Raw genomic sequence first — 13,119 nt, 5'->3', positions numbered from 1 at the left:
CTCGTGCCAGCGACCAGGCTATTGAGGCTTCACGTCCCGGGTATATTTTTATAATTTCTGGATGTACGGAACCGGTACAGCCCTCTCTCCCTATGCTGAAATCTGATTGGTTCAAAGGCAAGCGCATTACGGTTTTCGGCATCGGTCTCAATCGAGGCGCTTTAGCGACGATCAAATTCCTCATCGAGGCGGGGGTGCGCGAGGTGATCGCGACCGATATCAAGACGAAGGAAGACCTAGCGCCGACTATCCGAGAACTCGCGAAGTATAAGAACATCACCTACGTTTTGGGGCAGCACCGCTCCGAAGACTTCACTCAGGCGGATATGGTGGTGAAGAATCCGGTCATCGCCTGGACGAATGAATATATCAAGCTTGCCCTGACTCAGCATGTCCCCGTTGAGATGGACGCGAGTCTTTTCATCCAGCTCACGAAACGCCCGATGATCGGTATCACGGGGACCAAGGGCAAGACAACGACAGCTTCACTCATCGCCCATATCCTGGAGCAGTCAGGCAAGGAAATTGTCCGGGCTGGTATCAGTCAAATCGGTTTCCTCGATGCACTGGCGCAGTTGACCCGAGACTCAGCCGTGGTCGCAGAGCTTTCTTCGTGGCGACTCTCCTCCTTTGTTTCGCACGCCTATTCGCCATCGGTGGCCGTGGTGACCAATATCTATCCTGACCACCTGAATTATTACAAGAAGATGGCGGCCTATGTGGCCGATAAAGAGGTCATCTTCCGTTTCCAGAAGCAAGATGATTGGCTGATCCTGAATTGTGACAATGAAGGCACGCGAGCGATGGCCCTTCAGGCGAAGAGTCGCATCGTCTGGTTCTCCGAGCATGAGCTGACGGAAGGGGAAGGGGTCTTCTTCCGATCGGGTACGGTGTATGAGCGAACGGCTGCCGGGGAACAGCTGCTCTTTCCTTGGCCCGAGGTCGCTCTGCGTGGCGAACATAATCGAAGCAATATCCTCGCGGCGATCGCTGCTGCTCGGACACAAGGCGTTTCCCCGAACGTGATCCGTGCTGCTCTGGCGACGTTTCGGGGTGTGCCGCATCGCCTCGAGCTCGTCGGGGAGCGAGAAGGGGTGCGGTACTTCAATGATACAGCGGCGACGATGCCGGAAGCGGCCATGGCGGGTATCCGAGCCTTCACGGCACCGGTAGTGCTCATTGCTGGCGGAGCGGACAAGGCCTTTGATTACGCCGAGCTGGCCCGGGTATTTGCGACTGAGCCGAAAGCCGTGGTGCTCTTCCAAGGGACAGCGACTGAGAAGCTTTTACCGCTCATGGAGCAGGCTGCTTCAGCGGCCGGGAAATCGGACGTGCTCTTTCCTGTTGTCGCGAGTATGGAGGATGCACTGCGCGTCGCGACGGATGAAGCAGAGCCAGGGGATGTGGTGCTCCTCTCGCCCGGTGTCGCGAGCTTCGGTCTGTTCCAGAACGAGTTCGATCGGGGGGATCAATTCCGCTCGGGCGTGCAGCGACTCCTGGCAGCGTGACGGCGGTCGAGTACGTTGACAGTCGGGCTGACGAGGGGTACTATACCCCCAGAGGGTATATTGTTATGTCCGCAATGAAACCACATTCAGGAAAACAGAAGCGTGAAGCCGTGAAGCCGCGCTCGGGCCGGGAAGCCGTCCTGGCACGTGTCGCGCGTGTCGAGGGTCAACTCCGCGGTGTCCGTCGTATGGTCGAAGAGAATGACGAATGTCTCGACATCATCGCTCAGATTTCAGCGATTCGAGAAGCCGTGGCGATGCTCGGGGTCGAGCTCCTGAAGGATGACCTCGTCTGTAAGTGGGATGGGAAGAAAAAAATTGATGAAGCCTACTTGAAGAGTCTGTTCAAGATGCAGTAATAAACTCAATGGAAAATGCAAATATCAAAATGAAAAATTATTGTGTCGCGAAGCGACTCCTTGGTTTTTCACTTTAACTTTTATATTTTGAATTTCTTTTATGTATGACTGTATTATCGTGGGCGGGGGACCAGGGGGTATTGCTGCCGGCGTGTATGCCGCGCGGAAACAAATCAAAACGCTTTTCATCACGGAAAACTTCCTGAGTCAGTCCGTCGTGTCGGCCTCGATCGAAAACTGGATTGGGACTGTCTCAATCGCTGGTTGGGAATTCGGTCAGGCACTGGAAAAGCATTTGCGGGCTCAGGAAGGGCTCGAGATAAAAACCGGTGAGCGCGCGACGGGTCTGACCGAGCTCCCGACCGGTGGCTACCGCATCACGACTGATCAGGGCAGCTATGACACGAAAACCCTCATCGTCGCGACCGGGGGTCGGCACCGCCACTTGGCTGTTCCGGGAGAAGAAAAATTCAACGGTCACGGCGTCGTTTACTGCTCGACTTGTGATGCGCCGTTTTTCAAGCAGAGGAAAGTCGCAGTCGTCGGGAGTGGCAACTCAGCCTTGGAAGCAGTCGAGGACCTGTTGCCATATGCCAATGAGATCGTCCTGTTCGTTCGGGGCGGCGAGCTGAAGGGGGATAAGATCACGCAGGAGAAGATCCTTGCCTCCCCCAAAGTGAGTGTCATCTATAATGCCGTGACCCAGGAAATCATCGGTGAGACCAAGGTGGAAGCGCTCCGGTACCAGGATAAAACGACAGCTGAGGTGAAGGACATCGCGCTTGATGGTGTCTTCGTCGAGATCGGCATGGTGCCAAATACTGAGTTTGCACAGGGTCTGCTCGAGCTCAATGAGCGCGGGGAAATCATCCTCGATACACGCCGGGCAACGACTTCGAAACCCGGTATCTTTGCGACTGGCGATGCGACTGATGCACCCTACAAGCAGAACAACATCTCGGCTGGCCTCGGTGTCACTGCTGCCCTCGCGGCCTATGACTTCATTCGGAAGGGGAAGAAGAAATAGAGCGGTGCTCCCAAGGAAAAATCTCTCATTTTCTGCTATACTAAAGGAAGAAAATGAGAAACATATGAGGCAGAGTACTGCGTTGAGTGCCTTTATCCAGTCCCGACCGCACCTCGTGTGGTATGTCAACGATGCCTCACGCCTATCCGAAGCTTCGATTGTCGAGCATACCCTAAATTATGGGGATTGGCGTGATGTCCGGGCGCTTATTGCACTGCTCGGGATACAGAGGGTGGCCGAAGTGTATTTTTCCCAAAGGAAAGGCAAGAGAAATAACTACCGCCCCGCTATTGCTCACTATTTCGATCTCTACTTTGCCCGCCATGCTGCACGCTGACATTCTTTCGGAACAACAGAAGACCTTACTTCCGCTTCTGCAGAAGTTTCGCACTGATTTCGGTCTGGTGGGCGGGACGGCGATAGCTCTCCATATCGGACACCGCGCATCCATCGACTTCGATCTCTTCACCGCGGAACCTCTTCGTACCGATGCGCTCCGGCGAGACATCATCGCTTTCGGAAAGAATATCCGGACGCTCGTCGATACCCCGGAAGAATATACGGTACTCACGGACGGCGTGAAGCTCACGTTTCTCCGATACCCGTTCGCTCTCGAATACCCCGTCCTCTGGGATGACACCGCCCGATTGCCGGAGCTTCTCACACTCGCATCGATGAAGGCCTACGCGCTTGGCAGGAGAGCGAAATGGAAGGATTATGTCGACATTTGTTTCATTTTGGAGACGAGGCATTCGTTACGGGAAATCGCCGACAGAGCGGAGAGTATTTTCGGCGAAGAGTTCAATGAAAAGAATTTCCGTTCGCAGCTTGCTTACTTTGATGATGTCGATTATTCCGAAGCGGTGATGTATCGCCCGGGTTTTGAAAAAAACGATGAAGATATAAAGAAGATGTTGATGAACTTCAGTCTGAGCGAAGCATAGGGAGTAAGCGCGGTGGCGGCTTTGACGTATTACGAGAAGCAGAACAACATCTCGGCTGGCCTCGGCGTCACCGCTGCCCTCGCGGCGTACGATTTCATCCGGCGAGGTGGCACGCACTAGCCGGATAGCGAGTAGATGTGTAGCTCGTGGTAAGAGGCTCTAGAAAGCCTCTTTTTCGCGCTCGAATATATTACCCTGGACAGAAACAGGAAAAAGGTGTATAATGGATTGTTCGTTAAAAATCATGATTTTTGCCAGAGCAGAAAGTGGCTTTCCTAGGCCTTTCTCTGCTCTGGCAAACTCGAATCTTTCGAGAGCTTATAGCGGCTACCCGCAAGGACTAGCATAGTTAGGAGACTGCAATGTGCACCTCTATTTCATTCCCGCAAGTTACGAAGCTTCACGACACTCTCCTGCAAAAAGGCGTCACCCCGGAGCTCTGGCAAGATAAGCTCCTGGGCGAAGGCAGGATCGCGGATATCGCGGAAGCTTGCGTGGCGGGAACTATTCCGCCGCGTGACGAGTTCCGCAAGCTCCTCGGCCTCGGCCCGCTTTACAAGACCGACAAGCACGGCCGTATCCTCGTCACTCTGACCGGCCGTGGCTGGACGAATGAGGAGTGGTCCAAACACGGCGAAACTGGCGGGATGAACTTCACCAAATGGGCGAGAGATATCCTCGGCAAGCCCGACTACAACGAGAAGCATCGCTTGGAGCCGGGTAAGCAATACACCGTTGCGCTCTTGTTCGGCAAGAAGGAGTTCGATACCGATACCGAGCGCACTACTGCCAACCTACGGGCAAGGGGTGAGCGCGACTACGGGAAGTCTAATGACCTCCGCGGTGAACTGGCACTCCTCATCCGGGAAGCGATTTCTGATGAGCAACTGGAGCGCTGGGGCATCTACTACGTCGCCGTGCCCCACGAACCCATCATCGATTCCGACGGTAGCCCGGACTTCCTCGCTTCGTACCGGTACGTCGTTGGGCAGCAGCTGCTTGCCTACTGCGCTTACCCGGGCCACTACTGGCACGATGATGGAGCCTTCGCGTTCCCCGTCTCGCAATAAGCACTTCGGACTCTGTACCTTTGGTCTCTTAGACCCTTGATACTTAGTCCTTGGGCCCCGCATTTTACCGAACGGTAGTGCGGGGTTTACATTTTCTTCAAATTTATTATTTTGATATACTGAAATTGGTAGTAAGCGAATCTGCGGGCGACTACGGTTTTCCGCGGCCGAATCCAGTATCCACAAGCCGAGAGTCTTTGCGATTACGGCTTCAAAGAGAGTGGCTTGTGCAGACACTTCATCCTTCGATAAAAGACTCAGGATGACCCTGAGCAAGTTGAAGGGTTAAAAAATGAAGATACTTGGTCTATTCTGCTAAGGTATTGGAGATACCGGATACGATTCAACCCGGCGAGTAGTCAACGGGTGGTGGTATAGGTGGCAGAATATACATTTCCGACGGTAACCCGAACATCCTCGAATCGAACCGTAACGACGATGGGCAGCAGGTGAATGCCTACTACGATAACCCGGGCAACAACTGGAACGATGATGGAGCCTTCGCGTTCCCCGTCTCGCCAGTCTCTTCATTCTCTCCTTCTACGGGAGAGTTTTCTTTTGGAGCTGTCCTTGCCAGCCGCCGAGCATTCTGCCTATCTCATTCAGTCTCTCCGAAAGAGCGATATATTTCTTGTCATCCAGTGACTTGGTCTCCCAGAGGATCATGAGGAGTATCTTGAGGGTGTCGAGCTTTCTCACCCCATACTTCACATAGGGAAGTTTCTCCACTGGCGAGAGAAAAGCTGCGGTGGCTATTCCCTCGATTGTCTCAACAAACAAATCATCAATTCTCGATCCGAGCGAATGCCGATGGGTTTTTGGTAGGATAAGCAAAAAGCTATACCACAAAGCGTATGCAATCTTTAGTTTCTCAAGAATCGGCAAGAGCTTCGGGGGGGGGCGTCATTTGAGGCATATGCGAAGAAAAGGAAATTAGATATCACCTATGATGATATCATTTCCATCGATAACCTTCTCCTCGCCTGGACCGAGTTCAAACGGGGAAAAACCAAGAAGAGAGACGTCCAGGAGTTTGAATTGCATCTCATGGATCATCTGATCGCTCTCCATGAATCACTCAAGACGAGAACCTATACGCACGGCCCATACCAGGCCTTCAGGGTGAATGATCCGAAACCGCGAGATATCCACAAGGCGTCAGTGCGAGACCGACTCCTTCATCATGCGATCTATCGTACCCTCTATCCATGCTTTGACCGGACCTTCATCGCTGATTCGTATTCGTGTCGGATTGGGAAGGGAGTACACCGAGCCCTCAATCGTTTTCGGACATTTGGTCGGAAGGTCTCGAACAATCACACTCGGACGGTCTGGGTGCTGAAGGGCGATATCAGGAAATGCTTCGCCTCGGTCGACCAGGGTGTGCTCATAGGTATCCTCAAAAAACACATCGCTGATCCCGATACGCTCTGGCTGCTGGAAAGAGTCATCACCAGCTTTGATTCGGGGACACCTGGCCGAGGGCTTCCGCTTGGCAATTTGACTTCGCAACTCCTCATCAATATCTATCTCAACGAGCTCGACCAGTTTGTGAAACAGCAACTGAAAGCGAAATATTACATCCGGTATGCAGATGATTTCGTCGTATTTTCCAAGAATGAAAATGAGTTGAAAAATATACTCATTCTGATGGATGCGTTTCTCAGACTCAATCTTCGACTCGAGCTCCACCCCGACAAGGTGTTCATCAGAACTGTCGCAAGCGGAGTGGATTTCCTCGGCTGGGTGCATTTCTCGGATCACCGAGTACTCCGGACGGTGACGAAGCGGCGGATGCTGCGACGAGTGGAGGCCACTGGAGGAAAAGAAGAAACAGTAGCTTCGTACCTCGGAATGCTTGGGTGGGGGAATGGGAGGAAACTACAACAGAAGATAGCGAATCAGCTTTGACAACCGGGTTGAAAGCTGCTATACTGGTAAAGTAAAAGAAGCGAAAAACGGGTGAAAGCCCGTTTTCTTATTTTTTTACACTGTTCTGTGCGAAAAACAAAATACAAAAACAAAAGAAAAGCGCGAAAACGCTTTCAACCAATTTTGGAACAGGTGTCCCTGTCCCACGCGGCAGCACTAATAGAGGCCTGCCGCCCACATCAATGATTCCGCTCTCGGCTCCGGCTGATGGGCGGATTATCATTTCTGGCCCAGAAAATAGGCCTTTTCCCGCCTTGAAATAAGCCCTCGTTCGAGCTATACTCGGGGTTATGGAAGTCTTTCGTATCCAAGGTGGAAAACGGCTCGCCGGGACTATTCCCGTCTATGGCCTGAAGAATGCGGCGACGCCGATCATCGCGGCGACGCTCTTGTCTCGTGAGCGTTCGGTACTCGAGAATATGCCGCGGATCGAGGATGTGTTCCGCATGCTCGAAATCGTCGAGAGCCTGGGAGCGACGGTCGAGTGGCAGGGAGAGCGGACGGTTGTCATCACTCCAGGGACGATTGACCCGGCGCGCGCTGACCAGGACAAGGTGAAGCGGCTCCGTTCGTCGATCTTGCTCCTCGGGTCGCTGTCGGCGCGCTTCGATCATTTCGAGCTGCGTCAACCGGGTGGCTGTGTCATCGGGGCGCGGCCGGTGGATACACATGTCGATGCGCTCGCTAAGCTTGGCATCGCGATCACGCTGACAGAGAAAGGTTACGTGATTGAAGCGAGCGGACGGCATGCTGGGAAAGTCGTCTTGCGGGAACTCTCGGTCACCGCGACCGAAAATGCGATGATGCTCGCGGCCATCTTGCCGGACGAGACTGTCATCAAGATCGCGGCCTGCGAGCCACATGTTGTCGACCTCGGACGCTTTCTCCAAAAGATGGGCGCCCAAGTTTCTGGACTCGGGACGCACACGATCGTCATCACGGGTCGCTCCGAACTTGCGGGTGCGACGCATGCTATCATGCCGGACCACAATGAAGCCGCGACCTTTCTCGCCCTCGGAGTCGCGACGGGGAGTGAAATCACGGTTGAGCATGCCCGCGAAGATGATCTCGATATCGTCCTAGAAAAGTTGAAGGAATTCGGTGCGCACTTCACCATCGCCCCAGATGCGATCACGGTGCATCCGGCCGAGACGCTTCGGGCGGTGCCGAAGATCGACACTCGACCGTATCCTGGCATCCCGACCGATATCCAGGCACCGCTCGCCGTGCTCGCGACCCAGGCAGAGGGTGAGACGCTTATTTTCGATACGATGTTTGAGGGGCGGTTCAATTATGTGGTTGAGTCGGAAAAAATGGGGCGAAGCTGACCGTCCTCAATCCGCATCAGGTGCTCGTCCATGGCCGGACACCGCTCCGGGGGACTGTCATCAAGAGCTATGATCTGCGGGCCGGGGCATCGCTTATCATTGCCGCTCTGACAGCATCTGGTGAGACCATTATCGAGGATATCTATCAGGTTGATCGCGGCTATGAGCGAATTGAGAAACGACTCTCGGCGATCGGGGCGAGTATCACTCGAGAGACGAGATAAACGCGATACCCTATGCAGTGGCTGATACGGAAAATCGGTATCGATTTGGGGACGGCGAATACACTCGTTTTTGTTCCGGGTGAAGGGGTGGTTATCAATGAACCATCGGTCGTTGCTATTTCCCTTTTTGAAAACAAAGTCCTCGCTGTCGGCAATGAGGCTAAAGAAATGCTGGGGCGGACACCGGACACCATCGTGGCGAGCCAGCCGCTTCGCGATGGAGCGATTGCTGACTACCGAGTGACCGAGGCGATGCTCAAGTACTTTATCAATCGCGTCATGGGGCGGATCCGTTTCATCCGGCCGGAAGTCGTGCTCTCGGTGCCGGCGGGGATCACCTCGACCGAGCGGCGGGCCGTCGTCGATGCGGCGATGAAGGCGGGTGCCAAAGCGGCGTATGTCGTGAAGGAGCCGGTCCTCGCGGCCATCGGCGCTGGCATCCCGATTCACACCGCCCAGGGAAACATGATCATCAATATCGGCGGCGGGACGTCCGAGATCGCCATCATCTCGCTCGGGGGTATCGTCGCCTCGCACAGCGCTCGGGTAGGCGGGAACAAGATCGACCAAGCCATCAGCGACTATATCAAGCGCAAGTACAGTCTGGCCATCGGGGATAGGACAGCCGAGGAAGTGAAGATCGGCATCGGTTCGGCGATCGCTCAGGTGAAAGAAGACCACATGGAAGTGCGCGGCCGCGACCTGATGGGTGGGTTGCCGAAGACGATCACGCTATCCTCGAATGAAGTGACGGAAGCGATCCAGGATGAACTGCGTGAGATCATCCATGTCATCAAGCAGGTCCTCCAGGAAACCCCACCGGAACTCGCGTCGGATATCATGGACAAGGGTATGGTGCTTTCGGGCGGGACGGCACAGCTCCGTTATCTCGATCAGCTCATCGCCAAGACGATCAATGTCCCGTGCTATGTGGCGGATGATCCGGCGTTCTGTGTCGTGAAGGGAACGGGTATCGTGCTCGAGAATCTGGATACCTACAAACGTAGCCTGATGCTCGGAAAATAACCGACAACATACGACCGACAACCGACTATGAAAAGAGTATGAAAAAACCGAAGCACACCTGGTTGTTGGTTGTAAGTTGTAAGTCGTAGGTCATGAAAGTTGGCATCGATGCCTCTCGGGCTTTCCTCCGGCGGCGGACGGGGATAGAGGAATATAGCTATCAGGTGATCCGGCATCTGCGAGGCGTCGTTCCGAAAGAACATCGCGTCATTTTGTACGTGCGCCAAGAGCTCGGTTCCGAAGATGCTGCGGCGGATTTCGACATCCCGGAGAACTGGGAGATACGGACGGTGCGAGCACCGCGCTTTTGTACGCAGATACGGATGGGGTGGGAGCTCTTATGCGATGGCGTGGAGGTGCTTTTCGTACCGCTGCACACACTATTGATACTGCATCCGGTCTCTACAGCGCTTCGTTTTCTGTCGGGTAAGAAAAAGATGCGAACAATCGTGGTAGTGCATGGCCTCGAGTATGAATTTTTTCCTGAAGCGTATTCTGTCTGGCAGCGGGTATATATGCGGGCCGCCATCCGGTTTTCGGTGCGGGTAGCGAGCCAGATAATCGCGGTGTCCGAAAATACGAAGCGCGACCTGGTCCAGCTCTACGGCGTACCGGAGTCGAAGATTGCGGTTATCTATGAGGGCGCTGATCAATCGGCGGCCGGGCCAGCAGGGTCGGGTGAAAAAACAGAGCCAGGTACTCCGTATTTCTTTTTCATCGGACGGATCGAGACGCGCAAGAATATCGGACGGATGATCGAGGCCTTTGAGCAGTTCAAAGAAAAGACCGGCTTGCCGCATGTGCTGGTGCTCGCGGGAAAGCCGGGTCATGGCTATTCGGAAATTGAAAAACAGATAGCCAGGAGCAAATACCGAAAGGCGATCCAGGAGATCGGTTATGTGAGCGCTGCCGAGAAATGGCACTGGCTCCGCGGAGCCGAAGCATCCCTCTTTCCGTCCCTCTATGAGGGATTTGGGCTGCCGGTGATCGAGGCGCAGAATGTCGGTGTGCCGGTAATTACCTCCAATACATCTTCACTTCCCGAAATTGCCGGGGAAGGAGCGCTCTTTGTCGATCCTTTGAAACCCGAGCAATTAGCCGAAGCGATCGCGACGCTCGTTTGGAACCCAGAAAAGCGAGCTGATATAATAGAGAAAGGTACCTTGAATGTTCGGCGATTTTCCTGGGGTGTCTGTGCCCAGTCCGTAGAGGCCCTTTTGCGGCAAAGGTAAAGGCCGAACCAATGGTTCGGCCTGGTCGAAAAACAAGGTTGTCGTATTACTTCTCGGCGAGCTCGGTGAGTAGAGCGCGGATAGAGAAGAGGGAGTAGACGATGATGAACGTAAACCCAACCGCGGCGCCTGCCACCCAAGGGTTTACTCCGCCTATTGCGAGAGATACTCCCGTGATGAACCCGTGGACGAGTGCGCCCCTGGCCAGCCGATTGTCGCGACGATCTTTCTCGTTCTGCTTTTCGGCAGTAGTTTGGGTTTGCATGGAACTCTCCTTGCGTAAGAATCGGGTTGGTAAGGTGTTCGTAGCTACGAACAGAACATGATAGCACAAAGTAGAACTTAAGTCAACAGTAGTATATGCCAGAAAATAAGCCCAAAAACGGACGAAAAAAGATTGCTCTGGCGCATGATTTTCTCCTCGCTTGGGGCGGAGCGGAGCGGATGTTCAAGGTGCTCGCGGAGGCGTATCCGGATGCGCCTATTTATACTTTGCTGGCTGACCCAGCCTTTGTCGGCAAGTACTTTCCGGGGCGCGAAATCCGGACTTCATTCCTTCAGAAATTTCCCGCTTGGCTCAGACGGCGGCACCGCTGGCTCTTGCCCTTGTACGCGATCGCGGTCGAGGCGATTGATTTGCGAGACTTCCCGCTCGTCATCTCTTCCTCAGGGGCATGGATGAAGGGGCTCGTGACGCGGCTTCACACGCGGCATATCGCCTACCTCCACTCGCCGATGCGCTATGTCTGGGATAGCCAAGAGCAGTATCTGCGTGAGCTTGGCCGCGAGCGCAATCTCTTGCTCCGGATATTTCTCTCCTATCTGCGCGTCTGGGACCGTCAGTCAGCGGAGCGGCCAGACACATTGCTCGTCAATTCCGAATTTACGCGGCGGCGAGTCGAGAAATACTATCGGCGCGATTCGACGGTCGTGTATCCGCCAGCCGGCATCCTCCAGGAACAGCAATCAGCCGAAGTGGGAGCCGAAACCGCGAAAGAATATTTCCTCATCGTCGCGCGACTCACTCGGTCCAAGCGCGTCGATACGGCGATTGAAGCATTCAATCGTTTGGAACTCCCGCTGCTCGTGGTCGGTACGGGCCCGGAGGAGCAGTCGCTCCGCGAGCTCGCCGGTCCGACTATTCAGTTTGCCGGAGCACTCAGTGATACGGCGCTGGCTCATGCGTACGCCAAAGCGCGGGCGATCATCCAACCGAGCGAGGAAGACTTCGGTCTCGTGGTGGCCGAGGCGCTGTCGTTCGGCATTCCGACGATCGCGCTCTCGAGTGGTGCGGCGACAGAACTGATCGAGCCGGGTGTCACCGGAGAACTTTTCATGGGGAGTACACCAGAGATGATCGCGGATGGCGTCCGACGTTTCCTCGAGCGGGAAAAGGGGTATCAGCCGGAGATCATGCGCCAGCGATTGGTGCGATACGGGAGCGCGGGCTTTCTCGCTGGCATCCGGGCAGCGGTCGATCAGTCTGCAGCCGTGAAGCGATGACTGATATGGATATCTACGGCCATGCAGGAGTGAGAGAGCAACTCGATCGGATCGCGGCCTCGGCCGTCACACCGCAAAGTTTTCTCTTTACTGGTCCGCGCCAGTTGGGGAAATTCCTCGTCGCGTCTGAGTTCGCAGAGAAACTGTCGGGTGGTGGAGCCACGACCGAGACAGCTCTCGGCGATGTGCTCGTCATCGGCCGGGACGGCGCAACACCGGAGACTGATATGGCGAAATCAGCGGCCCTGTCGGTTGCGGATATCCGTCGTGCAGAGGCTTTCCTCTCGCGTTTCCCTGGATCCGGGAAGTACCGAGTGGTCATCATCGATGAAGCGGATCGGCTGACGCTTTCGGCCGAAAATGCCCTGCTGAAAATTTTGGAAGAGCCCAATTCGACTTCGATCATCATCCTCGTGACGCATCTGCCGGGCCAGCTCCTGCCGACGGTACGCTCACGGCTGTTCACGGTCACCTTCACTCCACTGACGAGTAGTGAACTGCGTACGCACTTCCCCAAGGTCGACGTACCAGATTTTTTCTTTTCGCTCGGACTCCCTGGATTGATCGCCGAGGCGGCTCAGGATCCGATTGTCTTTGCCGCCAAGAAGGATCGGTTGAGGGGTCTGTTCCAGCTTACACGCCTCACCTGGGCTGAGCGTCTCAGTCTGGCCGAAAAACTAGCAGTCGAACCCGACGATCTCCCGGATCTCTTGGAAATGTGGCTCATCGGACTGGAGCGACAGCGGGGTGAGCAGTCGATGCAATCAGTCGCATTTGTCACCTTCCTCGATGCGGTGCTCGAGACACTGGATCAGGTTTCGCGGAAGGAAGGAAATCCGCGCCTCCTCCTGGAAAAGCTTTTCACTCAGGCCTAGAGTGCTTATCTCAACATTCCTGATCCCGTTGCAATACCATAATCTCAGCTGCTCATGTCTCAAAACTCGTCGAAATATCTCGATATCCCTC

Annotated in this window: 15 protein-coding genes; 13 read left to right on the top strand and 2 right to left on the bottom strand. The window is 54.7% G+C overall.

The features are described 5' to 3' along the window. Positions 1 to 92: 92 nt before the first annotated feature. The 6 genes from murD (at position 93) to IPJ68_04820 (ending at position 4,908) form a co-directional block, all read left to right on the top strand. On the top strand, positions 93 to 1,508 hold the full coding sequence (gene murD, locus IPJ68_04845; protein ID QQR78376.1) for a UDP-N-acetylmuramoyl-L-alanine--D-glutamate ligase: 1,416 nt from the start codon (positions 93 to 95) through the stop codon (positions 1,506 to 1,508). A gap of 65 nt (positions 1,509 to 1,573) precedes the next feature. Beyond that, positions 1,574 to 1,867, top strand: a complete 294-nt coding sequence (locus IPJ68_04840) for a metal-sensitive transcriptional regulator (GenBank protein QQR78375.1) — start codon at positions 1,574 to 1,576, stop codon at positions 1,865 to 1,867. Positions 1,868 to 1,967: 100 nt separating this feature from the next. Continuing rightward, a complete protein-coding gene (locus IPJ68_04835; GenBank protein QQR78374.1) occupies positions 1,968 to 2,894 on the top strand; it encodes an FAD-dependent oxidoreductase in 927 nt (308 codons plus the stop codon). Positions 2,895 to 2,958: 64 nt separating this feature from the next. Continuing rightward, positions 2,959 to 3,231 carry a hypothetical protein gene (locus IPJ68_04830; GenBank protein QQR78373.1) on the top strand — a complete coding sequence of 91 codons (273 nt, stop codon included), beginning with the start codon at positions 2,959 to 2,961 and terminating at the stop codon, positions 3,229 to 3,231. Continuing rightward, on the top strand, positions 3,218 to 3,838 hold the full coding sequence (locus IPJ68_04825) for a nucleotidyl transferase AbiEii/AbiGii toxin family protein (GenBank protein QQR78372.1): 621 nt from the start codon (positions 3,218 to 3,220) through the stop codon (positions 3,836 to 3,838). Before IPJ68_04830 ends, IPJ68_04825 begins: the two co-directional genes overlap by 14 nt. A gap of 362 nt (positions 3,839 to 4,200) precedes the next feature. Beyond that, positions 4,201 to 4,908, top strand: a complete 708-nt coding sequence (locus tag IPJ68_04820) for a hypothetical protein (GenBank protein ID QQR78371.1) — start codon at positions 4,201 to 4,203, stop codon at positions 4,906 to 4,908. 540 nt (positions 4,909 to 5,448) lie between these two features. Here IPJ68_04820 and IPJ68_04815 read toward each other — a convergent pair. Further along, on the bottom strand, positions 5,449 to 5,742 hold the full coding sequence (locus tag IPJ68_04815; GenBank protein ID QQR78370.1) for a four helix bundle protein: 294 nt from the start codon (positions 5,740 to 5,742) through the stop codon (positions 5,449 to 5,451). Between the two features lie 213 nt (positions 5,743 to 5,955). Between IPJ68_04815 and IPJ68_04810 the strand changes: the two genes are divergently transcribed. The 5 genes from IPJ68_04810 to IPJ68_04790 all read left to right on the top strand — a co-directional run bounded on the left by IPJ68_04810 (position 5,956) and on the right by IPJ68_04790 (position 10,650). After that, positions 5,956 to 6,819 carry a group II intron reverse transcriptase domain-containing protein gene (locus IPJ68_04810; protein ID QQR78369.1) on the top strand — a complete coding sequence of 288 codons (864 nt, stop codon included), beginning with the start codon at positions 5,956 to 5,958 and terminating at the stop codon, positions 6,817 to 6,819. Positions 6,820 to 7,130: 311 nt separating this feature from the next. Further along, positions 7,131 to 8,168 carry a UDP-N-acetylglucosamine 1-carboxyvinyltransferase gene (locus IPJ68_04805; GenBank protein QQR78368.1) on the top strand — a complete coding sequence of 346 codons (1,038 nt, stop codon included), beginning with the start codon at positions 7,131 to 7,133 and terminating at the stop codon, positions 8,166 to 8,168. Between the two features lie 20 nt (positions 8,169 to 8,188). Beyond that, entirely contained in the window at positions 8,189 to 8,392 is a 204-nt protein-coding gene (locus IPJ68_04800; protein QQR78367.1) for a hypothetical protein, read from the top strand. Between the two features lie 12 nt (positions 8,393 to 8,404). Continuing rightward, positions 8,405 to 9,418 (top strand): rod shape-determining protein, encoded by a 1,014-nt coding sequence (locus tag IPJ68_04795; GenBank protein QQR78366.1) that lies wholly within the window; start codon positions 8,405 to 8,407, stop codon positions 9,416 to 9,418. 92 nt (positions 9,419 to 9,510) lie between these two features. Then, positions 9,511 to 10,650: a glycosyltransferase family 4 protein gene (locus tag IPJ68_04790; GenBank protein ID QQR78365.1), complete on the top strand. Its 1,140-nt coding sequence runs from the start codon at positions 9,511 to 9,513 to the stop codon at positions 10,648 to 10,650. Positions 10,651 to 10,696: 46 nt separating this feature from the next. Here IPJ68_04790 and IPJ68_04785 read toward each other — a convergent pair whose 3' ends face one another. Then, positions 10,697 to 10,915, bottom strand: a complete 219-nt coding sequence (locus IPJ68_04785) for a hypothetical protein (GenBank protein ID QQR78364.1) — start codon at positions 10,913 to 10,915, stop codon at positions 10,697 to 10,699. A gap of 95 nt (positions 10,916 to 11,010) precedes the next feature. Between IPJ68_04785 and IPJ68_04780 the strand changes: the two genes are divergently transcribed. Together IPJ68_04780 and IPJ68_04775 are read left to right on the top strand one after the other, a co-directional pair. Further along, positions 11,011 to 12,153, top strand: a complete 1,143-nt coding sequence (locus IPJ68_04780) for a glycosyltransferase (protein ID QQR78363.1) — start codon at positions 11,011 to 11,013, stop codon at positions 12,151 to 12,153. A 5-nt stretch (positions 12,154 to 12,158) separates the two neighbouring features. Then, positions 12,159 to 13,028 carry an AAA family ATPase gene (locus IPJ68_04775; GenBank protein QQR78362.1) on the top strand — a complete coding sequence of 290 codons (870 nt, stop codon included), beginning with the start codon at positions 12,159 to 12,161 and terminating at the stop codon, positions 13,026 to 13,028. Positions 13,029 to 13,119: the final 91 nt, after the last annotated feature.

It is taken from the genome of Candidatus Moraniibacteriota bacterium (genome assembly GCA_016699425.1).
In the GTDB taxonomy this organism is placed as follows: domain Bacteria; phylum Patescibacteriota; class Minisyncoccia; order Moranbacterales; family UBA1568; genus SSEF01.
This window is presented reverse-complemented; position numbering and strand designations above follow the sequence as displayed.

Bases quoted from the DNA above. Each gene is read 5' to 3' on its own strand.
- murD (QQR78376.1), top strand. From the start codon at position 93: ATGCTGAAATCTGATTGGTTCAAAGGCAAGCGCATTACGGTTTTCGGC.
- IPJ68_04840 (QQR78375.1), top strand. From the start codon at position 1,574: ATGTCCGCAATGAAACCACATTCAGGAAAACAGAAGCGTGAAGCCGTG.
- IPJ68_04835 (QQR78374.1), top strand. From the start codon at position 1,968: ATGTATGACTGTATTATCGTGGGCGGGGGACCAGGGGGTATTGCTGCC.
- IPJ68_04830 (QQR78373.1), top strand. From the start codon at position 2,959: ATGAGGCAGAGTACTGCGTTGAGTGCCTTTATCCAGTCCCGACCGCAC.
- IPJ68_04825 (QQR78372.1), top strand. From the start codon at position 3,218: ATGCTGCACGCTGACATTCTTTCGGAACAACAGAAGACCTTACTTCCG.
- IPJ68_04820 (QQR78371.1), top strand. From the start codon at position 4,201: ATGTGCACCTCTATTTCATTCCCGCAAGTTACGAAGCTTCACGACACT.
- IPJ68_04810 (QQR78369.1), top strand. From the start codon at position 5,956: ATGGATCATCTGATCGCTCTCCATGAATCACTCAAGACGAGAACCTAT.
- IPJ68_04805 (QQR78368.1), top strand. From the start codon at position 7,131: ATGGAAGTCTTTCGTATCCAAGGTGGAAAACGGCTCGCCGGGACTATT.
- IPJ68_04795 (QQR78366.1), top strand. From the start codon at position 8,405: ATGCAGTGGCTGATACGGAAAATCGGTATCGATTTGGGGACGGCGAAT.
- IPJ68_04790 (QQR78365.1), top strand. From the start codon at position 9,511: ATGAAAGTTGGCATCGATGCCTCTCGGGCTTTCCTCCGGCGGCGGACG.
- IPJ68_04785 (QQR78364.1), bottom strand. From the start codon at position 10,915: ATGCAAACCCAAACTACTGCCGAAAAGCAGAACGAGAAAGATCGTCGC.
- IPJ68_04780 (QQR78363.1), top strand. From the start codon at position 11,011: ATGCCAGAAAATAAGCCCAAAAACGGACGAAAAAAGATTGCTCTGGCG.
- IPJ68_04775 (QQR78362.1), top strand. From the start codon at position 12,159: ATGGATATCTACGGCCATGCAGGAGTGAGAGAGCAACTCGATCGGATC.